Below are 23,538 nucleotides of genomic sequence, written 5' to 3'. Positions count from 1 at the left end.
TCCCCGGGTTGCGAGCCGCCCCTAGGGCGGGGGCGCGCTGAAGCCGAGGTACGGGGTGGCCGACGCGGGCTGCGTCGGGCCTTCCATCTGGGTCGGCGCGGGCGCCGCCGGGGTGGAGGTCGGGGCCCGCATCAGGTCCGTGACCGACAGGAGCGGCTGTATCAGCGGGTTCACCGCGGCACCGGAGGGGCTCAGCACCGGGTGGCTCGGGGTCGCGCTCGGGGAGGGGAGCCCCGCCGGTCGCGTCTCGGTGGTGGCCAGCAGCCCGATGTCGCGGCCGGTCCGCTCGCGGGCGCCCGTGCCGACGGCGTCGGCGTCGACCGGGGTGACCGCGCTGTCCGAGCCGTCCGTCCGGGGGCCGGGGTCGACCGCCGCCTCCAGCGGCAGGGCGGCGCCGAGCGCGAAGGCGGCCAGGGACACCGCGCCCGCGGCCGCGAAGGCGAAGCGGCGGCGCGGCGCGGGGCGCTCGGCCTCATGGATCCGGAAGCCGCGCTCCCGGTGCGCCGAGACGGCGGCGACCGGGTCGACCGGCGCCACCGCGGGGAGGTAGGCGAACGCCTGCTCCCGTCGTCTGCGCTCCGACGCCCGCACGTCCGGCGCGTCCTCCCGTACGTCCCGCGCGCCACCGCGCAGGCCGAGGACGCCCGGGTCCGCGAAGGGGGAACCGCTTCCCGGGCCGTCGTCGCCGCCGATGGCCGGGAGGCCCTGGAGACGGGCGAGGAAGCCCTCGGACGGCGCCGGGGGCGCCGTCTCGGCGAACACACTCTTCAGCCGACGCTGCGCGTCGGCCTCCGCCTTGCACTTACAGCACGTCGCCAGGTGTGCGAGCACGCGCTCACGCGCGTCATGCCCGAGTTCACCGTCGACCAGAGCCGCAAGGCGGTCGCCGAGATGCTGCTCGGCGGGGGACGGACCGCCTGATCGGGTCACGCGATCCCGACCTCCCCACTCAGCCGCGGGCCGGAGACCCGCGGCGCCACCGCGGCGACCTCGCGCTGCTGCTCGGCGCGCGCCCCCGCCGGAGCGCGGTGCTGCAGCGCCTTGCGCAGATGGGAGCGGCCACGGTGGATCCGGCTGCGCACGGTGCCCAGCTTGACGCCGAGCGTCGCGGCGATCTCCTCGTACGACAGGCCCTCGATGTCGCAGAGCACGACGGCCGCGCGGAACTCCGGCGCGAGGGTGTCGAGCGCCTGCTGCACATCGGCGTCGAAGTGGGTGTCGTTGAAGTGCTGCTGAGGGGAGGGCTCGCGGCTGGGGAGCCGCTCGGCCGCGTCCTCGGCGAGGGCGTCGAAGCGGATGCGCTGACGACGGCGGACCATGTCGAGGAAGAGATTGGTGGTGATGCGGTGCAGCCAGCCCTCGAAGGTGCCCGGGGTGTACGTCGACAGCGAGCGGAAGACGCGGACGAACACCTCCTGGGTGAGGTCCTCGGCGTCGTGCTGGTTACCGGTGAGCCGGTAGGCGAGGCGGTAGACCCGTGCGCTGTGCGTGCTGACGATCTCCTCCCAGGTGGGAGGCGTCCACGCCGGGGAATCCCCCTCCGCACCGAACGACGCGGTAGTGGCAAAGGTCGCGGTGGTGGAGTCGGCGGAACGGGAACGGTCAGCGGTGTCGGTCACGGATCTCGGCTCGCCCGCTGACCTGCGAAAGCGCCTCAGCACTCGCCGATCACCGGCCGCAGCCGCACCTCCCCTGTCGGCTCTGGTGGTGTCCAGTAGAGCCCCTACCATATCCACCTCGCCCGTTAGCTCCGGATAAGTATTTTTGACCTGCATTTGGTCGTGATCCATACGGTCCCCCCTTCCCTCCTCAACGCCTGGTCCCATCTGCGGGTTCCCGTGCGCAGCGGATACAGTCACCGTTGCGCCAACTACGGGGACAGGAGAGGGTCATTACCGGCAACCGGCAGACGAGCTGGGCGTTCGCCGACGCGTTCGTCGCCGAGGACGAAGCCCTTCACTGGGCCCGTGACCGGGCCCGGGAGGCAGGGCTGCGCTCGGTGTCCGCGGGCACCGGCGCTGCGCTGCGCCTGCTCGCCGCCGCCGCGGATGCCAAGGCCGTCGCCGAGATCGGCACCGGGACCGGCGTCTCCGGCATCCATCTGCTGCACGGCATGCGCCCCGACGGCGTGCTGACCACCGTCGACACCGAACCCGAGATGCAGCAGTTCGCCCGGCAGGCGTTCCGCGCCGCGGGGTTCGCCGGAAACCGGGCGCGTTTCATCCCCGGCCGCGCCCTGGACGTCCTCCCCCGGCTCGCCGACGGCGGCTACGACCTGGTGTTCTGCGACGGTGACCGGCTGGAGTGCCTGGACTACCTGGAGGAAGCGCTGCGGCTGCTGCGGCCGGGCGGCCTGGTCTGCTTCGAGGGGGTCTTCGCCAACGGGCGGACCGTGGACTCCGCCGCCCAGCCCGCCGAGGTGCTGCGGCTGCGTGAGCTGCTGCGCACCGTGCGCGAGTCCACCGTGCTGCAGTCCTCGCTGCTCCCGGTCGGGGACGGCCTGCTGTGCGCGGTCAACCGCGGCGGCTGAGACCGGCCTTTCTCCCGGCGGTGCCGGGACCCCGCTCACAGCACCGCCCCGGCGGCCGGTATCTGCATACCGGACGCCGGGGCGGGGCTCGGGTGATGGTGGGGCCGGTGGCTCAGCCGACAACCTTCTTCAGTGCATCGCCGAGCGCGTCGGCCTCGTCGGGTGTCAGCTCGACGACGAGCCGACCGCCGCCTTCGAGCGGAACGCGCATGACGATGCCCCGCCCCTCCTTGGTCACCTCGAGCGGGCCGTCGCCCGTCCGCGGCTTCATGGCCGCCATGCTCGTTCCCCTTCCTGAAACCAGCTCATCGCAGCCGACAACCCAGGCGTCACCGGCATCGAACACGTTGCTTCTCTGTCATTATCCCGCATGGCATGACCCGATGACCAACATCGGTCGGCAACCCCCGTGCGAGGCAGTCCCCCAAAACCACTCAATTCGGGGAGGCGACCGCGATAACGTACGCCCGCCGCGACCGAACATCTGCCCACGGGAGGGCCGCCCATGACCGACACCGTGCTCTACGAGCAGGCCGACGGGCTCGCGACGATCACTCTGAATCGTCCCGACGCCATGAACGCGCTCAATATCGACACCAAGGTGGCGCTGCGTGACGCGCTGCTCCAGGCCGCCGAGGATCCGGCGGTCCGGGCCGTCCTGCTCATCGGCACCGGGCGCGCCTTCTGCGTCGGACAGGATCTCAAGGAGCACATCGGGCTGCTGGCCACCGACCGCGAGGCGCACGCCCGGGGCGAGCGGACCGAGGGCTCGACGATGAGCACCGTCTCGCTGCACTACAACCCGATCGTGACCGCGATCGCCGGGATGCCGAAGCCGGTGGTCGCGGCGGTCAACGGGGTCGCGGCCGGGGCCGGGGCGGGCTTCGCCTTCGCCGCCGACTACCGGATCGTGGCCGACACCGCCTCGTTCAACACCTCGTTCGCGGGCGTCGCGCTCACCGCCGACTCCGGCGTCTCCTGGTCCCTGCAGCGCCTGATCGGCCATGGCCGGGCCGCCGACCTGCTGCTCTTCCCGCGCGGCGTCGGCGCGGCGGAGGCGCTGGAGCTGGGCATCGCCAACCGGGTCGTCCCCGCCGCGGAGCTGCCCGCCGAGGCGGCGGCGGTCGCCCGCCGGCTGGCCGAGGGCCCGACCGCCGCCTACGCGGCGATCAAGGAATCGCTCGCCTACGCGTCCTGCCACAGCCTCACCGACTCTCTGACCAAGGAGGACGAGCTCCAGCGCCGGGCGGGCGCCTCGGAGGACCACCGCACCGCGGTGGACGCCTTCGTCCAGAAGCGGCAGCCGCGGTTCACGGGCCGCTGACCCGCGGCGCCACACCCGGGCCGGGCGGTCAGACGCGGTCGCGGACGTGGCAGTCGGCCAGGTGGTCGTTGACCAGGCCGCAGGCCTGCATCAGGGCATAGGCCGTGGTCGGCCCGACGAAACGGAAGCCGCGCTTCTTCAGCTCTCGGCTGAGCGCCGTGGACTCCGGGGTGATCGCCGGGACGTCGGCCGCGGTGTGCGGGACCGGGCGGGTGGCGGGGTCGGGGGCGAAGGACCAGATCAGCTCGTCCAGCTCGCCTTCGGCCAGCTCCGCCGCGGCCCGCGCGTTGCCGATCGTGGCCGTGATCTTGGCCCGGTTGCGGATGATGCCGGGGTCGGCGAGCAGCCGCTGCTCGTCGGCCTCGGTGAACTCCGCGACCGCCTTGATCCGGAAGTCGGCGAAGGCGGCCCGGAAGCCCTCCCGGCGGCGCAGGATCGTGATCCAGGACAGCCCGGACTGGAACGCCTCCAGACAGATCCGCTCGTACAGCGCGTCGTCGCCGCGGACCGGACAGCCCCACTCCGTGTCGTGGTAGACCCGGTAGTCCGCCATGGAGTCGGACTCCAGCCCCCACGGACAGCGCGCCAGGCCGTCCGCTCCGGCAACCGTCCCCTGACCGCTCACGATCCGCTCCCCTCGAAGTCCGCCGGATACTCCGGCGGGTAGTCCCCCGGGCCCTCGGCCTGCTTGCCGTCCCCGTACGCCGGGGTCCGCGCGCCCGCCAGGGCCTCCTCCAGCTCGGTGATCCGGGCGTCCCGCTCGGCCAGCTCGGCGCCGAGCCGCCCCAGCACGTCGTCCACGTCCGCCATCCGGTAGCCGCGCAGCGTCATCGGCAGCCGCAGCGCCTCGACGTCCTCCCGGTCCAGCGGGCGGGCGGCGGGGAGCGGGTCGTCCAGCCGGTCGGGCGGCGCCTCGGACAGCTGGCCCCCGTCCCCGCCGCCGACAACGGCGAGGGTGACCGCGCCGACCACGACGACCAGCGTGATCAGCAAGAACAGAAACACGGTGATCGTTCTCCTCGGCTAGGGCGGCTCGGCCGCGACGTCGCAGGGGACGTCGGCCCCGTCAAATGTCTGACCCGATCGTGCCATGCCCCACTGACAGTTATCGTCGCTGCCGGACACCTGAGAGGAAGTACGCATGCTGCGGCTGGGCCGACGCGAGTTCGACGAGAACGAGCGAGTGATCATGGCGATCGTCAACCGGACGCCCGACTCGTTCTACGACCAGGGTGCGACATTCCGCGACGAGCCCGCGCTCACCCGCGTCGAGCAGGCCGTCGCGGACGGCGCGGCGATCATCGACATCGGCGGGGTGAAGGCCGGGCCCGGGGACGAGGTGAGCGCCGCCGAGGAGGCGCGGCGCACGGTCGGCTTCGTGACCGAGGTGCGGCGGCGCCATCCGGACGTGGTGATCAGCGTGGACACCTGGCGGAACGAGGTCGGCGAGGCGGTCTGCGCGGCGGGCGCGGACGTGCTCAACGACGCGTGGGGCGGGGTGGACCCCAAGCTGGCCGAGGTCGCCGCCCGGTACGGCGCCGGGCTGGTCTGCACGCACGCGGGCGGCGCCGAACCGCGCACCCGGCCGCACCGCATCGGCTACGACGACGTGGTGGCGGACATCCTGCGGGTCACCCTGGGGCTCGCGGAGCGCGCGCTGGAGCTGGGCGTACGGCGCGACGGGATCATGATCGACCCGGGCCATGACTTCGGGAAGAACACCCGGCACTCGCTGGAGGCCACCCGGCGGCTCGAGGAGTTGCGGGAGACCGGCTGGCCGGTGCTGGTCTCGCTGTCCAACAAGGACTTCGTGGGCGAGACACTGGACCGCCCGGTCAAGGAGCGGGTGATCGGCACGCTCGCGACGACCGCGGTCTCCGCTTGGCTGGGCGCCCAGGTCTACCGGGTGCACGAAGTGGCCGAAACCCGTCAGGTGCTGGACATGGTCTCGTCCATCGCGGGCCACCGGCCCCCGGCGGTCGCCCGCCGGGGGCTGGCCTGAGGCGCCGGTCCGCTCACGCCCCGGGGGCGGTCAGCCGGACTCCTTGGTCACCAGGTCGACCACCTCGTCGATGTCGTCGGTGAGGTGGAACAGCTCCAGGTCCTGCGGGGCCGCCTTGCCCTGGGCGATCAGCGTGTTCTCCAGCCAGTCGACCAGACCGCCCCAGTAGGAGCTGCCGAAGAGGACGATCGGGAACCGGGTCACCTTCTTCGTCTGCACCAGGGTCAGGGCCTCGAAGCACTCGTCGAGGGTGCCGAGACCGCCGGGCAGCACCACGAACCCCTGGGCGTACTTCACGAACATCGTCTTCCGCACGAAGAAGTAGCGGAAGTTGACGCCGATGTCGACGTACGGATTGAGCCCCTGCTCGTACGGCAGCTCGATACCGAGGCCGACGGAGACGCCGCCCGCCTCGGTGGCGCCGCGGTTGGCCGCCTCCATCGCACCGGGGCCGCCCCCGGTGATCACCCCGAACCCGGCCTCGGCCAGGGCCCGCCCGATCTTCACCCCGGCCTCGTACTCCGGTGATCCCTCGGGCGTACGGGCGGAGCCGAACACGCTGACCGCCCGTCCGAGTTCGGCCAGGGTGCCGAAGCCCTCGACGAACTCCGACTGGATGCGCATCACGCGGAACGGGTCCTCGTGCACCCAGTGGGTGGCTCCCTGGGTGTCCAGCAGCCGCTGGTCGGTCGTGCCGGGCCGCATCTGGTGGCGACGGCGCACGACCGGGCCCAGACGCTGCTCATGCAGCGCTCGCTCTTCCTCGGCGTTGCCCATCTGTGTGCTCCCTTCGCCAAGATCTGCTAAAGATCTGGGGTTCAGCGTAGGCCCACCGGGCGGCGAAAAGCCGAAATCCGCGCCACGCTCATCTGTTCTCTGATCTGCGAGGAAGCGGACGACGGCGTTCGGCCCGGCGGGCGGGGGACGCCCGAGGGGGCTCAGCCCGTGAGCCAGGCCCGCAGCCGCTCCTCGCCCTCCAGGATCAGCGCGGTGTCCACGTGCTCCTCGCGGGTGTGGGCCAGCTTGGGGTCGCCGGGGCCGTAATTCACGGCGGGCACGCCGAGCGCCGAGAAGCGGGCGACATCGGTCCAGCCGAACTTGGGCGCCGCCTCGCCGCCGACCGCCGCCACGAAGGCGGCGGCCGACGGGTGGGACAGCCCGGGCAGGGCGCCGGGCGCGGAGTCGGTGACGGTCACGTCGAAGCCGTCGAAGACCTCGCGGACGTGGGCGAGCGCCTCCGCCTCCGAACGGTCCGGCGCGAAGCGGAAGTTCACGGTCACGGCGCAGGCGTCGGGGATGACGTTGCCCGCGATCCCGCCCTCGATCCCCACCGCGTTCAGCCCCTCGCGGTAGGTGAGGCCGTCGATGTCCGCATGCCGCGGCTCGTAGGCGGCCAGCCGGTCGAGGATCGGCGCGGCCTTGTGGATGGCGTTCTCGCCGAGCCAGCTGCGCGCGGAGTGGGAACGGTGCCCGCCCGTGGTCACCCGCACCCGGAGGGTGCCCTGGCAGCCGCCCTCGACCTTGCCCTCGGTGCCCTCCAGCAGCACGGCGAAGTCGGCGGCCAGCCACTCGGGGTGGTGCTCGGACAGCCGCTTCAGGCCGTTCAGCTCGGCGGCGACCTCCTCGTGGTCGTAGAAGACGAACGTGAGGTCGCGGTTGGGCTCGGGCACGGTCGCGGCGATGCGCAGCTGCACGGCGACGCCGGACTTCATGTCGGAGGTGCCGCAGCCCCACAGCGTGCCGTCCTCGTCCAGCCGCGACGGCACGTTGTCGGCGATCGGCACGGTGTCGAGGTGTCCGGCCAGCACGACCCGCTCGGCGCGCCCCAGCCGCGTACGGGCGACGACGGCGTCCCCGTCCCGGTCGACGGTCAGGTGCGGCAGGGCGCGCAGCGCCTGCTCGACGGCGTCGGCGAGCGCCTTCTCGTCGCCGCTGACCGAGGGAAAGTCGACGAGCCGGGCGGTGAGCCGGGCCGCGTCCAGGGACAGGTCGAGTGCGGGGTGTGCCATACCCGCGACCCTAGCCGTTCCGTTCCGGCCACCCGCTCCCGGACTCGGGCCCGGACTCGGCCTCGGGCTCGGCCCCGGACTCGGGCTCGGACCCGGCGCGTGGCCTTCCCCACCCCCGGCCCCTGCGCGGCCCCGGCGTCCGGGCCACCCAGTAACGTGGGCCGTGTGCCCCGGTCCACGTTCTTCAGCCGTCCCCGCCTGCTCCGTGCCGCGGTCGCGTGCGCCGTACTGCTGGGACTCGCCGCGTACGTAGCGGTACATCTGCTGACCGGTGGCAACGGGCCGCCGCGCTGCGTGGCGCGGGCGGAGGGCGGCGATGTGCTGCTCGACCCCGAACAGGCCGTGAACGCCGCCACGATCGAGGCCGTGGCCGCCTCCCGCGGGCTCCCGGAACGGGCCGTCACCATCGCGCTCGCCACCGCGCTCCAGGAGTCCGGACTGCGCAACATCACCCACGGCGACCGGGATTCGCTCGGCCTCTTCCAGCAACGCCCGTCGCAGGGCTGGGGTACGGCACGGCAGATCCAGGACCCGGTGTACGCGGCCGGGAAGTTCTACGACCACCTGGTCAAGGTGCCCGGCTACTCGCGGCTGCCGCTCACGGTGGCCGCGCAGCGGGTGCAGTACAGCGGTTTCCCGCAGGCGTACGCGAAGCACGAGACGGAGGCCGTCGTGCTGACCGCCACCCTCACCGGGCGTTCGGCGGCCGCCTTCAGCTGCCCGGGGCCGCCGGACGACGGCAAGGCGGGCGATCCGGCGCGCGTCCAGGCGGCGCTGCGGCAGGAGTTCGGGGCGGACGCCCGGTCGCGGCTGAACGTGGCGGGGCAGGGCGGCGGCAGGCACGCGGCGGTCCCGCCGGAGGTCCTGGTCCCGGTGGCGGAATCCTCGGCCCGGGGCGGCCGGACGGAGCGCGCCTGGGAGCTGGCCTATTGGGCGGTGGCTCACTCGGACGAGTTGCGCATCGAACGGGTCTCTTACGGCAAGCACGTATGGAACGCGCGGAATTCAGGGGATGGCTGGCGCACGTCCGACAAGAGTTCCGGGTCGGAAATACGCCTCGCCCTCATGCGATAACGAGATAGATCGTCGCAGCTCAGCACCGTTGACGGGGTGCTGAACAACCGTTGTGGACGCATGTTTTGTGCGTAAACGGATAATGCGACACATTATCAATTCTTTACCTTGGCGTACCGCAACCTTCGCGCGGCTCACGCGATATTCACTGCGTCCGATCGCTGGACACTTCACGCCAATGTCCCCCGTCAAAGGAGAATCATGTCCCTCCCTCTCACGCGTCGGATCGCTCGGGCCGCGCTGCTGGTCGCAGCGAGTGCGACTCCCGTGGTCGGTGCCGCCGACGCCGCGAGTGCGGTGGATCCGACCCTGCCGCAGACCCCCAAGCTGGGCGGGCTGAGCGCACTTGACCCCTCCTCCGTCGGCGAGCTGGCCGACGCCGCCTCGCAGCAGGCCGGGCGGACCGTCAAGGAGATTCTCCCGGCGAAGGCCGCTCCGGCGCAGACCGCCCCGGCCGCGTCCACGCCCGCCAAGCCCGCCAAGCCCGCCGCGGCGGCGAAGGCCGCCCCGGCCAAGAGCACCCCCGCCAAGAGCACCCCCGCCAAGAGCAAGGGCGCGGCCCACGCTGCCAAGGACGGCCAGGGCAAGGGGAAGGGCGGCGCCCACGCCGCCAAGGGCAAGGGCGCGCTGCACGCCAAGGGCAAGGGCAAGGCGGCGGGCATGAGCAAGGGCCTGGCCAAGGGCAAGGGCGTCCACGCCAAGGGCGCCCCGGTCCGCCCCGCCCCGGCGCCGCTCCCCGCTCCGGCCGCCGCCCCGGCCGCCGCTCCGGCTCCCGTCCCGGCGCCGCAGCAGACCGCGCCCGCCGCCCCGATGCCGACCGACGACCTCCCGGTCAAGGGCCTGCCCTCGGTGAAGGGACTCCCGCTGCTCGGCTGAATCGGCTGAAAGCGCGGGTGCCCCCGGCCGCCGCGGCGGCCGGGGGCACCCTCTTGGGCCGTCGTCAGGCGGCCAGGCGGCGGACCGCCGCCGCCACCCGCTCGTCCGTCGCGGTGAACGCGACGCGGACGTACGCGCCGCCCGCGGCGCCGTAGAACTCGCCGGGCGCCACCAGGATGCCCAGCTCGGCCAGCGCGCCGACGGTGTCCCAGCACGGCTCGTCGCGGGTCGCCCACAGGTACAGGGACGCCTCGCTGTGCTCGATGCGGAAGCCGTACCCCTCCAGCGCGCCGCGCAGCGCGGCCCGCCGCGCCTCGTAGCGCTCGCGCTGCTCCGCGACGTGCTTGTCGTCGCCGAGCGCGGCGACCGTCGCGGCCTGCACCGGCGCGGGCACGATCATCCCGCCGTGCTTGCGGATCTTCAGCAGCTCGCCGAGCACGCTCTCGTCACCGGCGAGGAACGCCGCGCGGTAGCCCGCCAGGTTGGACCGCTTGGACAGCGAGTGGACCGCGACCAGACCGTCGAAGCTTCCGCCGGAGATCTCCGGGTGCAGGACGGACATCGGGTCCGCCGACCAGCCCAGCTCCAGGTAGCACTCGTCGCTGACCAGCAGCACCCCGTGCGCCCTGGCCCAGTCGACCGCGGCCCGCAGCTCCTCCTTGGACAGCACCCGGCCGGTGGGGTTGGACGGCGAGTTCAGCCACAGCAGCTTGAGCCCCGCCGGCTCCAGGTCCCCGACGGAGTCGTACGGCACCGGCTCGGCGCCCGCGAGCCGCGCGCCCACCTCGTACGTCGGGTAGGCGAGCCGCGGGAAGGCGACCTTGTCGCCGGGGCCCAGGCCGAGCTGTGCCGGCAGCGAGGCCACCAGCTCCTTCGAGCCGATCACGGGCAGCACCTGGGTGTGGGTGACGCCCTCCGCGCCCAGCCGCCGCTCGACCCAGCCGGTCAGCGCGTCCCGCAGCGCGGGGGTGCCCCAGACGGTCGGATAGCCGGGGCTGTCCGCGGCACCGGCCAGCGCGGCGCGGATCAGCTCGGGGACCGGATCGACGGGGGTGCCCACCGAGAGGTCGACGATGCCGTCCGGATGGGCGGCGGCGGTCGCCTTGTACGGTTCGAGCCGGTCCCAGGGGAAGACCGGGAGGCGGGCGGAGACGGGTGGCACGGGGTGGCTCGCTTTCTTCGAAACAGCCCGGGGCTTCAGGGGTACCCGACCCCCCTCAGAGGTGTCCGGCACCCGTCGCGCCCCGGGAATCCCGGTGGATGCCCGGGAACAGCCCGGTCCCGCAGGCCACATGCCTTACGGGACCGAAAGCCGCGCCGGGTCTCAATTCCCGGGCAGGATCACTCGTCGTGCTCCTGCGGCGGAAGCGCGGCGACGAACGGGTGGTCACGCTCGATCAGGCCGAGCTTGCTCGCACCGCCGGGCGAACCGAGCTCGTCGAAGAACTCGACGTTCGCCTTGTAGTAGTCCTTCCACTCTTCCGGAGTGTCGTCCTCGTAGAAGATCGCCTCGACCGGGCATACCGGCTCACAGGCCCCACAGTCGACGCATTCGTCCGGGTGGATGTACAAGGACCGCTGGCCCTCGTAGATACAGTCGACGGGGCACTCCTCGATGCACGCCTTGTCCTTCAGGTCGACACAAGGCTGCGCGATGACGTAGGTCACGCTGTCGTTCCTCCTCTTAGGGCTGTATCGCGCGGGAGCGCGGCGTCGTCGATGCCCGCACCTAGTATCTCCGTTCCGGGGCACCAGACGCACATGAGGGGTTGGCAGAGCAGTGGATTTCACCACCGGCGGACGGCTCGAGGTCCGTATCACCCCCGATGACGTGCGGAAACGAGTGTCGGTCAGACTCCTCACGGGCGACCCGAGCGGCCCGGATAAGTACACCGACGTGGTCGGGGTTCTCACATCGTGGAACAAGGGTGTGCTGCAGATCACCCGGCGCACCGGCCAGTCCGTCCAGATCGAGGAGTCGTCGCTGGTCGCGGGCAAGGTGGTGCCCGCCGCACCGGCCCGCCGGCGGGGTCCGGCGGCGAACGCGCGCGAGCTGGACCGGGTCGCCGCGCGCGGGTGGCCAGCGCTGACGAGCGAGCGGCTGGGCGAGTGGGAGCTGCGCGCGTCCGGCGGGTTCACCCGCCGCGCCAACTCCGTCCTGCCGCTCGGCGACCCCGGCTGCGGTACGGACGAGGCGCTGCGCCGGGTGACCGACTGGTACGCCGCGCGCGGGCTGCCCGCGTACGTCCAGGTCAGCACGGGCGCCGAGGGCACCCAGGAGGTGCTGGCCGCGGAGCTGGAGACGCGCGGCTGGATCCGGGAGGTCTCCGTGCAGGTGCGCATCGCGGCGCTGGCCCCGATCGCCGACCAGGACGCCGACATCTCGGCGGTGACGCTCTCCCGGCGGATCGATGACGCCTGGCTGGCCCGCTACCATCGCTCGGCCCGGCCCACCCCCGAGGCGCTGGCGGTGCTCTCCGGCGGCCCGTCGGTATGGTTCGCGACGATACGCGGCGAATCGGCGCAGGAGCCCCCGGCCGCGATCGGGCGCTGTGTAGTGGACGGCCGCTGGGCCGGGTTCGCGGCGGTGGAGACCGCCCCGGAGCGGCGTCGGCAGGGTCTGGCCCGGGCCGTGATGACCGCGCTGGCCCGCACGGCGCTGGACGACGGCGCCTCGGCCGCGTACCTCCAGGTCGAGGCGGATAACAGCGACGCCCACGCCCTCTACGACGGCATGGGGTTCACCCTCCACCACACCTACCACCACTGGCGCGCGCCCAGCACCGATCACGCATGAGCGAGATGTCACCACGCCGGAGATTCGCCGACGAGGCCCGCGAGGAGCGCCCCGACCTGGCCCTGCTGTGCCTGCTGATGGGCCTGGAGGCCGACGACGGGCTGGACGAGGCCGGGCTCGACGAGGCGCAGATCGAACTCGACCGGCTGGCCGGTCAGGTCCCGTTCGCCCCCGGCGGGCCCGCCGCCTGGGCCGACGCCCTCGCCCGGGTCCTCGGCGAGCGGCACGGCTTCCGGGGCGCCGCGGCCGACTACCGGCGGCTGGAGTCCTCGCTGCTGCACCAGGTGCTGCGGCGCCGCCGTGGGCTGCCGATCCTGCTGTCCCTGGTGTGGATGGAGGTCGGGCGGCGGGCGGGCGCACCCGTGTACGGGGTCGCGCTGCCGGGCCACTTCGTGGTCGGCTTCGGCGATCCGTACGGGGAGCATGTGCTGGCCGACCCGTTCGACGGCGGCCGGAGGCTGTCCGGCCAGGACGCGGCGCTGCTGGTGTCGGGGGTGACCGGCGCGCCGCCGGAGCCGTCGGTGCTGGGCCCGGCCGATCCGCTGGACATCGTGCTGCGCATCCTCAACAACATCCGCGCCTGGGCCGCCGCCCGCCCCGAGCGCACCGACGTCCAGCTGTGGGCGGTCGAGCTGGCGCTGCTGCTGCCCAGCCACCCCGCGCGGCTGCGCTACGAGCGGGCGCAGCTGCTGGTCGAGCGCGGCGACTTCCTCACCGGGGCGCGGGAGCTGGAGGAGTATGCGGAGGTGGTGGGCGTGATGGAGCCGGAGGCGGCGGACGCGGTGCGGCGCCAGGCGCACGCGGCCCGCGCGCGCCTCAACTGACCGCCCGTCGCCGTTACAGCCAGCCCTTGTCGCGGGCGATGCGGACCGCCTCGGCCCGGTTGCGGGCGGCGGTCTTCTGGATGGCCGTGGAGAGGTAGTTGCGGACCGTGCCCTGCGACAGGTTGAGCGCCCGGGCCAGCTCGGCGTTGGTCGACCCGTCGGCGGAGGCGCCCAGCACCTCGCGTTCCCGTGCGGTCAGCGGGCTGGCCCCGTCCACCAGCGCCGCCGCGGCCAGGGTCGGGTCGATGACCCGCTCACCGCACAGCACCCGCCGTATCGCGTCCGCGAGCTGCGCGGCGGGGGCATCCTTGACCAGGAAGGCATCGGCGCCGGCCTCCATGGCCCGGCGCAGATAGCCGGGGCGGCCGAAGGTCGTCAGGATCACGATCCGCACCCCGGGCGCCGCCGCGTGCAGCGCGGCGGCGGCCTCGATGCCGGTCAGCCCCGGCATCTCGATGTCCAGCAGCGCGACATCGGGCCGGTGGTCCCGGGCCGCGTCCACCACCTCGTCGCCGCGCGCCACCTGGGCGACGACCTCGATCTCGTCCTCCAGCCCGAGCAACGCGGCCAGCGCCTCGCGCACCATGGACTGGTCCTCGGCCAGCAATACCCGGATCACCCGGGCAGCGTATCCGGCGGCGGCCGGTCAGGGCTCGGGGACGGGGCCGGGGGCGGGTTCGGCAGCGGGCTCGGCCAGGAGATCCGCGCTCCGGGACAGCGGGGCCAGGGCGCGGAGGGTGAAGCCGCCGTGGTCGCCCGGGGCGGTCTCCAGACGGCCGTCGGCCAGCTGGAGCCGCTCGGCGAGGCCGGTCAGCCCGTTGCCGTGCGGGCCGGTCGTGCCGCGGCCGTCGTCGGTGACGGTCAGGCACAGGTCGTCGCCCGCCTCGGTGAGGGTCACGGCGCAGCGGCGCGCCCCGCTGTGCCGGACCACGTTGGTGACCGCCTCGCGCAGCGCCCAGGCCAGCGCGCCCTCCTGGTCGGGCGGGAGATCCGGGTGGTGGACTCCGGCCCGGTGCAGATCGGCGACGATGCCCGCGGCGGCGAGCGCGGTGCGGGCCCCGGCCAGCTCGGCCTCCAGGGTGGGGCGGCGGAAGCCGCTGACCGCCTCCCGCACGTCGACCAGGGCCTGCCTGCTGACCCGTTCGATGTCGGCGACCTGCTGCGCCGCCTCGTCGGGCTTGCCGGGCAGCATCCGCCCGGCCAGTTCGCTCTTGAGCGTGATCAGCGAGAGCGAGTGCCCCAGCAGGTCGTGCAGATCGCGGGCGAGCCGCAGCCGCTCCTCGTTGGCGGCGAGCTGGGCGACGGTGGCGCGGGCTTCGCGCAGCGCCCGGGTCGTACGGACCATCTGCCCCACCGCGCTCATCGCGAAGCCGCCGAGCAGGGAGGGGACGACCAGGGCCGACATCAGGTCCTCCGAGCCGCGGACCAGCAGCCCGGCGCCCACCATGGCGACGGTGTTCAGCGGGATCGCCCACCGGGCGAGCCGCGGGGGCAGCACCGCGCCGAAGGCTACGGAGACGTACACGGCGAGCACCAGCCAGGCGTCGCCCAGGGTGACCGTGAGGACGGCGGCGAGCACACAGATCGTGACCAGCCCCCGGTGGATGGAGGCCCGGGACATGTTCCGGCCGGTGAACCGGAAGACCAGCAGCAGATAGATGCCGACGAAGACCAGCAGGCCGAGCGCCCCGAACACGGTGGCCGGCACGGTGTGGTGACCGTCCGCGAGGTCGCTCACCGGCGCGCCCAGGTAGGCCATCCAGATCCCGATCCACATCAGCTTGATCAGGGCCTGGCGTCGGTTCTCGGGGCTCTGGCCGATGGCCGGAGCGTCCAAGTCCTCGTCGTGGGGGGCCGCGTCGCGCCACCAGGTCGGCCGTTTCATGCCGTACGGGTGTCCTTGCGGTAGAGCCAGGCCGCCGCGCCCGCGAAGAGGACCAGGTAACCGGCGAGCAGGGCCATGTCCCTGGCGTGCGGGGCGCTGCCCACCTCGATCGCCCGGCCGAGCGCGGCATAGGCGTGGGTGGGCAGCCAGTCGCCGATGGTCTGCAGCCACTTCGGGTAGGAGGTGGTCGGCATCCACAGGCCGCCGAGGATCGACAGACCGAAGTAGATGATCATCGTCAGGGGGCGCACCGCGTCGCCCGTGGCGAGATAGCCGATGGCCACGCCCAGGGCGGCGAAGACCAGTGAGCCCGCCCAGATCGCGCCGGTCAGCGCGATCCACTCCCAGGCGGCGTCCAGCCGGACGCCCTTGACGGCGGCGGCCACGATGAAGACGATCACGATCGACGGGAGGGTGGTGACCGCGGCCGAGGCGATCTTGGCCATCACGTAGCCGCGTCCGGGCAGCGCGGTCAGCCGCAGCTGGCGCACCCAGCCGCCCTCGCGCTCCTTGGCGATCTGCTCGCTCTTGACCATGAGGACGGCGGTCAGCGCGCCGAAGGAGGCCATCGAGACCATGTAGTAGAGCGGCAGCGACAGGCCGGTGCCCGGTATGCGGTCGTTGTTGTCCGCGCTGCCCGCGATCATCAGGAAGAGCACGGACGGGTAGACGACCGTGAAGAACATGAACTTACGGTTCCGCAGTGCGCGGACGATCTCCAGCTTGACCAGGGTCGTCATCGTCACGCCTCCTCGGGCGTCGTGGCGGCGTCGGTGATGGCGAGGAACGCCTGCTCCAGGCCGAGTCCGGCGACCTCCAGGCCGCGCGGGTAGAGCCCGAGTCCATAGACCGCGTGCACGGTCGCGTCCGCGTCGGTGGACCGCATCCGTACCGTACGCCCCGAGATGTCGAGGCCGGTCAGGGCGGGAAGGGCGCGCAGCGCCCCCTCGTCGGGCGGGCCGTCCAGGGCGAAGGAGATCCGCCGGGCCCCGGCCATCGCCTTGATGTCGGCGGACGAGCCGTCCGCCAGCACCCGGCCGCGGTGCAGCACGATCACCCGGTCGGCGATCTCGTCGGCCTCTTCGAGGTAGTGGGTGGCGAACAGGATGGTGCGGCCCTGCCGGGCCTGGTCGCGCATCGAGCCCCAGAAGGTCTGCCGGGACGAGACGTCCATCCCGGTCGTCGGCTCGTCCAGCACGATCAGGTCGGAGGCGCCCGCGGTGGCGAACGCGAAGCGCACCCGCTGCTCCTGGCCGCCGGAGAGCTTGTTCACCCTGCGGTCGGCGATGTCGGTGAGGCTCGCCCGCTCCAGGACCTCGTCGACCGGGTGGCCCTTGGGGTGCAGATCGCAGGCGAGCCGCACCAGCTCGCGGACCGTGACGTCCGCCATGAGGCAGCCGCTCTGCAGCATCGCGCCGATGTGGCCGCGGGCGACGGCCTGCTGCGGGGTGGTGCCGAAGACCTCGACGCGGCCGCTGTCGGGGGTGCGCAGGCCGAGCAGCAGATCGAGGGTGGAGGACTTGCCCGCGCCGTTGGGCCCCAGCAGGGCGACGGTCTCGCCCGGATGGAGGCGGAGGTCGAGGTCGGCCACGGCACGCACGGTGCCGTAGCTCTTGCTGACGCCGGTGAAGCTGACCACCGGCGGGGCGTCCGCGGTGCGGGCCCGCTCGCCGGTGGCGGATGGTGCGGTGGTCGCTGTCATGGCCCAAGCTTCGCCCGGCGGGACCGTCCGGCGGCAGTGTCGGCGGTCGTGACCTGGAGATGACAGATGTCATAGGTAACGGTCACGGCCCCCGCCCGATGGTGCCGGGCGGGGGCCGTGAGCGGCCTGTCGGATGCCGCTAATTGGGCGAGGTCTCGATGACCGCGGTCCGGTCGGCGGTCGACTTGCCCAGCAGCGCGGTCCGCATGGCGATGGCCACCTCCTGCGGGGTGACCGGCTTCTTGCTGCCGTCGGCCCGCTCGATCACCACGCCGTCGAAGGTCTGGCCGTAGAGCCTCTTGATCGCGGCGAGGTCGAAGTGCGGCTGGAGCTTGCCGTCGATCGGCCGCATGGAGAGGATCTGCGGCAGCGAGCGGTCCGGGCCGAACTGGATGGAATGCGCGTCATCGGTCTTGATCGTCACCAGACCGGACATCGCGGGCTCGGCGAAGGACTTCAGCTTCGCGTTCACCTCGGTCTTGCTGATCGTCGGCCGCTTGGCGACGACCGGCAGATCGACCGGCTTGTCCTTGCCGGTCTCGGCCCGCTCGCGGTACGCCTCGGAGACCGCGGTGACCGCCTTGTCGATGTCCAGGCCCCGGCCTTCCTTGCCGTAGACGGGGGCGGCCTTGCCCGGCTTGAAGGTGATCGTGCCCTCGCGCGCCGTGCCCGAGTCGCCCGCGAGGCGCCCCAGGGCGTCCCGGAGCTTCTCCTCGTCGACCGTCACGGCGGGCTCGGCCTCATGGGTGCCGCCGAAGAGCGAGCCGATGACCGTCACCGGGTTGTAGTCGCGGCCCGCGACGTTCCGCACGGTGGTCTCGGTGTCCAGGGCCAGACCCGCGACGGACGGCTTGATCTCCTTCTGCTCGCCGTCGACGGTCACCTTCAGCGCGGCACCGGTACGGCCGCCCAGCTCGGTGTCCAGCTTGTCGATGGCCACCTGCTTGGAGGAGCCGCCGATGTCGACGCCGAGGACGGTGGTGCCGTTGGGCACGTCCGCGTGGTTCATCACCAGGCCCGCGGTGTACGCGACACCGGCCGCGGCCACCAGCAGGGCGCCCAGCATGACGACCTTGGAGCGGCCCTTCTTCTTGGGCTTGCCCGCTGCGGGCGCCTTCGGCGCCGGACTGCTCGGCGGGGCGCTGTCCCCGGTGTTCCCGGTGGGCGGCCCGGCCGGGCCCGGCCCGGCGGGCGGCCCGGAGGTGCCGTGGCCGGGCGGGACCACGGGCACCCCGCTGACCAGGGTGTCGCTGGAGACCTGATCCGGCCCGCTGGGCGAGGTGAACTCGGGGTCGCGGAAGAGCGACTGCGAGGGACCGGCATCCGGGCCGGGACCGCCCAGCGGACCGGCCGGACCGGGCTGCACGGTCGGGCTCGCGCCCGTGGTGGCGCCGAGACTGCCCAGCGGCGAGCCGCCGGGCGGGGTCGGGGGCTGTCCGGCCGCCCCGTTCAGCGGGCCGACGCCCGAGCTGTCGGGCAGCCCCGGACCGGCGGGCGCGCCCGGACCGGGCGGCGCCAGCAGGTCCTCGTCCCGCGCCGGGGCGCCGGGCATCCGCATCTCGCCGGTGACCGGTCCGGTCGTCGGGCCGCTGGGCTCCGGCGCTCCGGGGTGGCCGCCCTGGGTGTCCGTGAAGTACGGCAGGTCGGCCTGCGTTCCGCCGCCCAGGGGAGGCACGGGGAACTGCTGGGTGGTCTCCGGCGCCGGAGGCAGCGGGGTGCTCTGGGTCGTCGAGGAGCCCTTGGGGCGGCGGGGCGGCGCGAACCAGTCGCTGGTCTTGTCGCCCTCGCCCTTGCCGCCTTTGCCGCCCTTCTCGCGGCTCTCGCGGCCCTCTCGGTCCTTGGCACCGTCCGCGCGCCCCTCGGCCGCCGCCGCGCCCAGCTCGGGGCTGCGGACGGCATCGGGCCGGGGCGTGCCGCCGGTGGGCTCGGCGCCGTCCCCGTCGTCCTCACCGGAGCGGGGGGCGGGCACGCTCTCCCCGTCGACGGTCTTGCGCATGACGACCGGCGGAATAGGCCGCGAACCCGGGATGTTGATCCGGATGCGGGTCGTCAGAGTGGTTTCGGTCTTCGGATCCTCCGGCTTGGCCGCGGCGTGCGTCTCACCGTCACCGACGCCGCCCTGAAGGGCGTCCGGCGACGGTGACAGGCGGGATCCGTACGGCGGGGTGCCCGATGGATAGGCGGCACCGCCGCTACCCCCCTGGGCCCCGGAGGACGAACTGTCAGATTCACGGCTCAAAGCAGGTTCTCCCAGTTAGCTCCGCCGCCCGTCAGACCTCGCGCGGGCGGCTCGGCGGCGCGCACCACCATACTGGGCGCCGCGGTCGCGTACTTGGCGGCCGCCCCATGGCTGCACCTTGCGGATCCGTTGTGCGTCGGCGGAGGTGCGTCCGGTGCCCCGGGAACATCGCGCCGGGTCCCGGGGACGTCACGCCGTAAACGTCACGTCACTTACCAAGTCGGGCGGCCAGCGCACCCGGTTGCGAGACCACCGGCAGGGTGGCACACATCACACCGATGAACATGCCGCCCAGCAGGAAGACATACGACCCCACGCCCGCGCCGAAGAGGAAGTCCCCTTCCGGACGGGCGCTGGTGAGCAGCAGGACGACGAGCGTCCACGCCCCGGCGGGCAGACCGCCGCCCATCCGCCGGTCGGTCGCCTTGACGCCGCCGTAGCAGACGGCCGCGACGCCGAGCAGCGCGAGCAGCAACCCGCCGGGGAACCAGAGCCCTTGGACCACCGCGCCCGCGATGGCGACCAGGGCCCCGAGGACGGCGAGCAGCGCGAATCCCACGAGCCGGGTGGCCGTCATGCCGTCACCCCCGCGAACAGGTCGTCCTCGCGCTCCGCTCCCGGCTCGCCCCTGACCAGCCGGTAGTGCTCGCGGGCGAGCAGCGGCTGACCCAGGTCGTTGGAGAGCGCGAAGAAGGGCCCGTCCACCGCGATCTGGGTGGCGTGCGCACGCATCGCGGCGGTCTTGGCGTCGGCGTACGCGGTGCCGTCGATCACCGCCGAGACCTCCGCGTCGTCCACCACGCCCGGTACGTCGTCGGCGGTGGCGACACCGGGGAAGGGGGCCTCCTCGCCCGCCGCCCGCAGCCTCGCGAAGCCCTCCTCGACGACCGAGCGCGGCACGCAGTTCCAGTAGACCTTCTCGACGTCGTGCGGCTCGCCCGGGTCATGGTGGTGGCCCGGCTCCGCGGCCAGCTCCACGGCGCGCATGGCGACGCGGTGTGCCTGGATGTGGTCGGGGTGCCCGTAGCCCCCGTCGGCGTCGTACGCCACCAGGACCTGCGGCCGGATCTCGCGGATCACGGCCACCAGGCGGGCGGCGGCCTCGTCGAGGTCGGCCTGCCAGAAACAGTCGGGCCGGTCGTTCTGCGGGGCGCCCATCATGCCCGAGTCGCGATATCTGCCCGGACCGCCCAGAAAGCGGTGGTCCTGGACGCCCAACGCCTTCATGGCCGCGGCGAGTTCACCGATCCGGTGGGTGCCGAGGGTGTCATCGCGGTCGGCGGCGAGATGTGCCAGGTCGGCCGGAATGACCTCGCCTTCTTCACCGAGGGTGCAGGTCACCAGCGTGACGTGGGCACCCTCGGCCGCGTACTTGGCCATGGTCGCGCCGTTGTTGATCGACTCGTCATCCGGATGCGCGTGCACCAGGAGCAGACGACGGGCGGGAAGAGCGGTCATGACCACAGCCTACGATTCGCCCGCCCATGCCCGCGGACCGCGGGCCCGGACCCCCGTGGAGCGCCCGTGCGTCCCTGTGGATCAGACGTGGGTCAGACATGGATCAGACGTGGACCGGAGCGTGGATCAGAGGTGGATCAGAGCTTCACGTCACCGATCATGTTCGCCACGTTGGTCGTCAGGTCGTCGATGGTCGGGGCGACCGACGAGCTGGCGAGGTAGAAACCGAGCAGCACACAGATGAGCGCGTGCGCGGTTTTCAGCCCGGCCTTGTTGACGAGCATGAATACGATGATCAACAGCAGCACAGACAACGAGATCGAGAGCGCCACAGCGACTCACCTCCAGGAACACGCGCTCGGACAGACAACATATTGATGCCACACGGGGCCTACCCACTATGCGCAATCGATCATAACTATCGGCGCGTGCGCACGAGTCGGTGCACGGGAGCATGACAGGGGCGCATGCCTGATCGCACGAACTGGCGCTTGGCCTGGGCGACTTCCCGCTGGTTATCCGCCATCTCACCGACTGAGAAGCTGGCTTGTTCTGGCCGCCGGACGGCCGGAGTGTGCCCCTGGCAACGGCCTCGGCGCGGGGTACCGACCAGTACGCCCCTCGCGATCTTCATGAGCCGTACGCTCGCCTCATGACCGGACAGCTCTCCTTCCCTCGGCAGCACGCGCGCACCCAGCGGTTCACGCTCGGAGCTCCCCGGGCCTTCGGCGTGGCCCCCGACGACTCCCGCGTGGTCTTCCTGCGGTCCCGCGGCGGCACCGACCGGGCGGGCCTGCTGTGGGTGTACGACGTCGCCGGGCGGCGGGAGTACCCGGCCGCCGATCCGGTGGCCCTGCTCGGCGGCGCGGACGAGGAACTCTCCGCCGAGGAGCGGGCGCGCCGCGAGCGCAGCCGCGAGGGGTCGGCCGGGGTGGTCGGCTACGCGGTGGACCGGGCCGTCGAAACGGCGGCCTTCGCCCTCTCCGGGCGGCTGTTCGTCTCCGACCTGATCGGCGGCGAGGCCCGCGAGCTGCGGGTGCCGGGCCCCGTCGTGGACCCGCGCCCCTCCCCCGACGGCCGCCACGTCGCCTATGTGGCGGGCGGCGCCCTGCGCGTCACGGGCACCGGCGGCGAGGGCGACCGGGCGCTCGCCGAGCCGGAGGCCGACACCGTCACCTACGGCCTCGCGGAGTTCATCGCGGCCGAGGAGATGGACCGCACGCGCGGCTTCTGGTGGTCCCCGGACGGCGACGCCCTGCTGGTCGCCCGGGCCGACGACGCCCCCGTGCGCCGCTGGTGGATCGCCGACCCCGCGCACCCCGGCCAGGCGCCCGCCGAGGTCGCCTACCCGGCCGCGGGCACCGCCGACGCCGAGGTGCGGCTCCTTCTGCTGGGCCTGGACGGCTCCCGTACGGAGGTCGAGTGGGACCGGCAGCGCTACCCCTACCTCGCGCGGGTGCACTGGTCGGCCTACGGTCCGCCGCTGCTCCTCGTCCAGGCCCGGGACCAGCGCGGCCAGCTCTATCTGGCCGTGGACACCGAAACCGGCCGGACCAGCACCGTGCACGCCGACGAGGACGCGGTATGGCTGGATCTTTTCCCCGGCGCACCCGCCTGGACCCCGGACGGACGGCTCGTCCGGATCGCGGACGAGGGCGGCGCCCGGGCCCTGATGGTCGGTGACCGCAAGCTCACCTCCGGCGCCCTCCACGTGCGCGCGGTCCTCTCCGTCGGCGAGGACGACGTGCTGTTCTCCGCCTCCCCCGGGGCCGAGGCCGCGCTGCCCGAGCGGCCCGGTGAGATCGACGTCTACCGCGCCTGGTTCCGCGGCAGCGGCGACCAGGGCGGCTGGGAGCCGGTCGGCAAGCGGCCCTTCCCCGCCGTGCACTCCGCCACCCGCGGCGACCGGCTCATCGCGCTCACCTATGCCGGGACGGACCGGCCCGGCGCCCGGGCGGAGCTGCTGCGGGCCGCGGACCACGGCGCCGCGGAGACGGTCGCCGAGATCGCCTCGTACGCCGAGACCCCCGTCATCACCGCGCGCCCGCAGCTCACCTTCGCGGGCAAGCACGACATCCCCTGCGCGGTGCTCCTGCCGACCGGATACACCGAGGGCGACGGGCCGCTGCCGGTCCTGATGGACCCGTACGGCGGACCGCACGGCCAGCGCGTGGTCGCCGCCCACAACGCGTACGTCACCTCGCAGTGGTTCGCCGACCAGGGCTTCGCGGTGGTCGTCGCCGACGGGCGCGGCACCCCCGGCCGCTCCCCCGGCTGGGAGAAGGCCGTCCGCGACGACCTCGCGGCCGTCACCCTGGAGGACCAGGTCGAGGCGCTCACCGCGCTCGCCGGGCGCTTCCCGCTGGACCTCGGCCGGGTCGCCATCCGCGGCTGGTCCTACGGCGGCTACCTCGCCGGGCTCGCCGCGCTGCGACGGCCCGACGTCTTCCACGCGGCGGTGGTGGGCGCGCCGGTCACCGACTGGCGGCTGTACGACACCCACTACACGGAGCGCTACCTGGGCCACCCCGACGAGCAGCCCGCGGTGTACGCGGCGAACTCGCTGGTGACGGACGAGGGGCTGTCCGGCGCGGCGGAGGGCCCGGCCTGCCCGATGATGATCGTCCACGGGCTGGCGGACGACAACGTGGTCGTCGCCCACTCGCTGCGCCTCTCCTCCGCGCTGCTGGCCGCGGGCCATCCGCATGAGGTGCTGCCGCTGTCCGGGGTGACGCATATGACCCCGCAGGAGCAGGTCGCCGAGAACCTGCTCCTGCTCCAGGTCGACTTCCTGAAGCGGTCGCTCGGCCTGAGCTGA

General features: G+C 73.1%; 25 protein-coding genes. 8 read left to right on the top strand and 17 right to left on the bottom strand.

What is annotated here, in order from left to right; all coding sequences use genetic code 11:
- Positions 1-21: 21 nt before the first annotated feature.
- Both ACZ59A_RS11250 and sigE read right to left on the bottom strand, forming a co-directional pair.
- Positions 22-930, bottom strand: coding sequence for a hypothetical protein (locus tag ACZ59A_RS11250; RefSeq protein WP_470956552.1), 909 nt, complete (start codon positions 928-930; stop codon positions 22-24).
- Positions 927-1,730, bottom strand: a complete 804-nt coding sequence (gene sigE / locus ACZ59A_RS11245) for an RNA polymerase sigma factor SigE (protein ID WP_398294516.1) — start codon at positions 1,728-1,730, stop codon at positions 927-929. The genes ACZ59A_RS11250 and sigE overlap by 4 nt, the downstream gene beginning before the upstream one ends.
- A gap of 131 nt (positions 1,731-1,861) precedes the next feature.
- On the opposite strand from sigE, the gene ACZ59A_RS11240 reads away from it, so the two are divergent.
- Positions 1,862-2,530: an O-methyltransferase gene (locus tag ACZ59A_RS11240; RefSeq protein WP_055548063.1), complete on the top strand. Its 669-nt coding sequence runs from the start codon at positions 1,862-1,864 to the stop codon at positions 2,528-2,530.
- Between the two features lie 112 nt (positions 2,531-2,642).
- On the opposite strand, the gene ACZ59A_RS11235 is transcribed toward ACZ59A_RS11240, so the two are convergent.
- Positions 2,643-2,810 carry a DUF3117 domain-containing protein gene (locus ACZ59A_RS11235; protein WP_003966491.1) on the bottom strand — a complete coding sequence of 56 codons (168 nt, stop codon included), beginning with the start codon at positions 2,808-2,810 and terminating at the stop codon, positions 2,643-2,645.
- Positions 2,811-3,035: 225 nt separating this feature from the next.
- Between ACZ59A_RS11235 and chcB the strand changes: the two genes are divergently transcribed.
- Complete coding sequence (chcB, locus tag ACZ59A_RS11230; RefSeq protein ID WP_470956548.1) at positions 3,036-3,854, top strand: 2-cyclohexenylcarbonyl CoA isomerase; 819 nt, start codon at positions 3,036-3,038, stop codon at positions 3,852-3,854.
- A 28-nt stretch (positions 3,855-3,882) separates the two neighbouring features.
- Here the strand turns inward: chcB and ACZ59A_RS11225 are convergent, their stop codons facing one another.
- Together ACZ59A_RS11225 and ACZ59A_RS11220 are read right to left on the bottom strand one after the other, a co-directional pair.
- Entirely contained in the window at positions 3,883-4,479 is a 597-nt protein-coding gene (locus ACZ59A_RS11225; protein ID WP_470956546.1) for a DNA-3-methyladenine glycosylase I, read from the bottom strand.
- The gene (locus ACZ59A_RS11220; protein WP_470957886.1) at positions 4,476-4,865 is read right to left on the bottom strand and encodes a DivIVA domain-containing protein; all 390 of its coding nucleotides are present in this window, start codon (positions 4,863-4,865) and stop codon (positions 4,476-4,478) included. Before ACZ59A_RS11220 ends, ACZ59A_RS11225 begins: the two co-directional genes overlap by 4 nt.
- Before the next feature lie 130 nt (positions 4,866-4,995).
- Between ACZ59A_RS11220 and folP the strand changes: the two genes are divergently transcribed.
- Positions 4,996-5,856, top strand: coding sequence for a dihydropteroate synthase (folP, locus tag ACZ59A_RS11215; RefSeq protein ID WP_470956543.1), 861 nt, complete (start codon positions 4,996-4,998; stop codon positions 5,854-5,856).
- A 30-nt stretch (positions 5,857-5,886) separates the two neighbouring features.
- Here the strand turns inward: folP and ACZ59A_RS11210 are convergent, their stop codons facing one another.
- On the bottom strand, positions 5,887-6,633 hold the full coding sequence (locus ACZ59A_RS11210) for an LOG family protein (RefSeq protein WP_470956540.1): 747 nt from the start codon (positions 6,631-6,633) through the stop codon (positions 5,887-5,889).
- A gap of 161 nt (positions 6,634-6,794) precedes the next feature.
- Positions 6,795-7,865, bottom strand: coding sequence for a succinyl-diaminopimelate desuccinylase (gene dapE / locus ACZ59A_RS11205; protein WP_470956537.1), 1,071 nt, complete (start codon positions 7,863-7,865; stop codon positions 6,795-6,797).
- A 165-nt stretch (positions 7,866-8,030) separates the two neighbouring features.
- On the opposite strand from dapE, the gene ACZ59A_RS11200 reads away from it, so the two are divergent.
- Together ACZ59A_RS11200 and ACZ59A_RS11195 are read left to right on the top strand one after the other, a co-directional pair.
- A complete protein-coding gene (locus ACZ59A_RS11200) occupies positions 8,031-8,939 on the top strand; it encodes a VldE C-terminal domain-containing protein (protein ID WP_470956535.1) in 909 nt (302 codons plus the stop codon).
- A 201-nt stretch (positions 8,940-9,140) separates the two neighbouring features.
- Positions 9,141-9,815 (top strand): hypothetical protein, encoded by a 675-nt coding sequence (locus tag ACZ59A_RS11195; RefSeq protein WP_470956533.1) that lies wholly within the window; start codon positions 9,141-9,143, stop codon positions 9,813-9,815.
- Between the two features lie 64 nt (positions 9,816-9,879).
- Here ACZ59A_RS11195 and dapC read toward each other — a convergent pair whose 3' ends face one another.
- Entirely contained in the window at positions 9,880-10,977 is a 1,098-nt protein-coding gene (gene dapC, locus ACZ59A_RS11190) for a succinyldiaminopimelate transaminase (RefSeq protein WP_470956529.1), read from the bottom strand.
- 179 nt (positions 10,978-11,156) lie between these two features.
- Positions 11,157-11,483, bottom strand: coding sequence for a ferredoxin (fdxA, locus tag ACZ59A_RS11185; RefSeq protein ID WP_059145256.1), 327 nt, complete (start codon positions 11,481-11,483; stop codon positions 11,157-11,159).
- A gap of 112 nt (positions 11,484-11,595) precedes the next feature.
- Here fdxA and ACZ59A_RS11180 point away from each other — a divergent pair, with 112 nt between their 5' ends.
- Entirely contained in the window at positions 11,596-12,612 is a 1,017-nt protein-coding gene (locus tag ACZ59A_RS11180; RefSeq protein WP_470956526.1) for a GNAT family N-acetyltransferase, read from the top strand.
- The gene (locus ACZ59A_RS11175; RefSeq protein ID WP_470956523.1) at positions 12,609-13,436 is read left to right on the top strand and encodes a transglutaminase-like and tetratricopeptide repeat-containing protein; all 828 of its coding nucleotides are present in this window, start codon (positions 12,609-12,611) and stop codon (positions 13,434-13,436) included. The genes ACZ59A_RS11180 and ACZ59A_RS11175 overlap by 4 nt, the downstream gene beginning before the upstream one ends.
- Before the next feature lie 13 nt (positions 13,437-13,449).
- Here ACZ59A_RS11175 and ACZ59A_RS11170 read toward each other — a convergent pair whose 3' ends face one another.
- The 8 genes from ACZ59A_RS11170 to ACZ59A_RS11135 form a co-directional block, all read right to left on the bottom strand.
- A complete protein-coding gene (locus tag ACZ59A_RS11170; RefSeq protein WP_470957883.1) occupies positions 13,450-14,022 on the bottom strand; it encodes a response regulator transcription factor in 573 nt (190 codons plus the stop codon).
- 60 nt (positions 14,023-14,082) lie between these two features.
- On the bottom strand, positions 14,083-15,321 hold the full coding sequence (locus ACZ59A_RS11165; RefSeq protein ID WP_470956520.1) for a sensor histidine kinase: 1,239 nt from the start codon (positions 15,319-15,321) through the stop codon (positions 14,083-14,085).
- Positions 15,318-16,061, bottom strand: a complete 744-nt coding sequence (locus ACZ59A_RS11160) for an ABC transporter permease (RefSeq protein ID WP_470957880.1) — start codon at positions 16,059-16,061, stop codon at positions 15,318-15,320. Before ACZ59A_RS11160 ends, ACZ59A_RS11165 begins: the two co-directional genes overlap by 4 nt.
- Positions 16,062-16,063: 2 nt before the next feature.
- Positions 16,064-17,023, bottom strand: coding sequence for an ABC transporter ATP-binding protein (locus ACZ59A_RS11155; protein WP_470956517.1), 960 nt, complete (start codon positions 17,021-17,023; stop codon positions 16,064-16,066).
- A 139-nt stretch (positions 17,024-17,162) separates the two neighbouring features.
- The gene (locus tag ACZ59A_RS11150) at positions 17,163-19,262 is read right to left on the bottom strand and encodes a peptidoglycan binding domain-containing protein (RefSeq protein ID WP_470956514.1); all 2,100 of its coding nucleotides are present in this window, start codon (positions 19,260-19,262) and stop codon (positions 17,163-17,165) included.
- A 208-nt stretch (positions 19,263-19,470) separates the two neighbouring features.
- Positions 19,471-19,839: a DUF6113 family protein gene (locus ACZ59A_RS11145; RefSeq protein ID WP_470956511.1), complete on the bottom strand. Its 369-nt coding sequence runs from the start codon at positions 19,837-19,839 to the stop codon at positions 19,471-19,473.
- Positions 19,836-20,720, bottom strand: coding sequence for an N-acetyl-1-D-myo-inositol-2-amino-2-deoxy-alpha-D-glucopyranoside deacetylase (mshB, locus tag ACZ59A_RS11140; protein WP_470956508.1), 885 nt, complete (start codon positions 20,718-20,720; stop codon positions 19,836-19,838). The genes ACZ59A_RS11145 and mshB overlap by 4 nt, the downstream gene beginning before the upstream one ends.
- A gap of 137 nt (positions 20,721-20,857) precedes the next feature.
- Positions 20,858-21,052, bottom strand: coding sequence for a hypothetical protein (locus ACZ59A_RS11135; RefSeq protein ID WP_055548098.1), 195 nt, complete (start codon positions 21,050-21,052; stop codon positions 20,858-20,860).
- Positions 21,053-21,372: 320 nt separating this feature from the next.
- On the opposite strand from ACZ59A_RS11135, the gene ACZ59A_RS11130 reads away from it, so the two are divergent.
- Positions 21,373-23,538: a S9 family peptidase gene (locus ACZ59A_RS11130; RefSeq protein ID WP_470956504.1), complete on the top strand. Its 2,166-nt coding sequence runs from the start codon at positions 21,373-21,375 to the stop codon at positions 23,536-23,538.

The sequence above is a fragment of the Streptomyces sp. NPDC040405 genome (assembly GCF_055595765.1).
This window is presented reverse-complemented; position numbering and strand designations above follow the sequence as displayed.

Excerpts from the sequence above, each read along its gene's own strand:
- sigE (WP_398294516.1), bottom strand. The coding sequence starts at position 1,730 with ATGGTAGGGGCTCTACTGGACACCACCAGAGCCGACAGGGGAGGTGCG.
- ACZ59A_RS11235 (WP_003966491.1), bottom strand. The coding sequence starts at position 2,810 with ATGGCGGCCATGAAGCCGCGGACGGGCGACGGCCCGCTCGAGGTGACC.
- chcB (WP_470956548.1), top strand. The coding sequence starts at position 3,036 with ATGACCGACACCGTGCTCTACGAGCAGGCCGACGGGCTCGCGACGATC.
- folP (WP_470956543.1), top strand. The coding sequence starts at position 4,996 with ATGCTGCGGCTGGGCCGACGCGAGTTCGACGAGAACGAGCGAGTGATC.
- ACZ59A_RS11210 (WP_470956540.1), bottom strand. The coding sequence starts at position 6,633 with ATGGGCAACGCCGAGGAAGAGCGAGCGCTGCATGAGCAGCGTCTGGGC.
- dapE (WP_470956537.1), bottom strand. The coding sequence starts at position 7,865 with ATGGCACACCCCGCACTCGACCTGTCCCTGGACGCGGCCCGGCTCACC.
- ACZ59A_RS11195 (WP_470956533.1), top strand. The coding sequence starts at position 9,141 with ATGTCCCTCCCTCTCACGCGTCGGATCGCTCGGGCCGCGCTGCTGGTC.
- ACZ59A_RS11175 (WP_470956523.1), top strand. The coding sequence starts at position 12,609 with ATGAGCGAGATGTCACCACGCCGGAGATTCGCCGACGAGGCCCGCGAG.
- ACZ59A_RS11170 (WP_470957883.1), bottom strand. The coding sequence starts at position 14,022 with ATGGTGCGCGAGGCGCTGGCCGCGTTGCTCGGGCTGGAGGACGAGATC.
- ACZ59A_RS11165 (WP_470956520.1), bottom strand. The coding sequence starts at position 15,321 with ATGAAACGGCCGACCTGGTGGCGCGACGCGGCCCCCCACGACGAGGAC.
- ACZ59A_RS11160 (WP_470957880.1), bottom strand. The coding sequence starts at position 16,061 with ATGACGACCCTGGTCAAGCTGGAGATCGTCCGCGCACTGCGGAACCGT.
- ACZ59A_RS11155 (WP_470956517.1), bottom strand. The coding sequence starts at position 17,023 with ATGACAGCGACCACCGCACCATCCGCCACCGGCGAGCGGGCCCGCACC.
- ACZ59A_RS11145 (WP_470956511.1), bottom strand. The coding sequence starts at position 19,839 with ATGACGGCCACCCGGCTCGTGGGATTCGCGCTGCTCGCCGTCCTCGGG.
- mshB (WP_470956508.1), bottom strand. The coding sequence starts at position 20,720 with ATGACCGCTCTTCCCGCCCGTCGTCTGCTCCTGGTGCACGCGCATCCG.
- ACZ59A_RS11130 (WP_470956504.1), top strand. The coding sequence starts at position 21,373 with ATGACCGGACAGCTCTCCTTCCCTCGGCAGCACGCGCGCACCCAGCGG.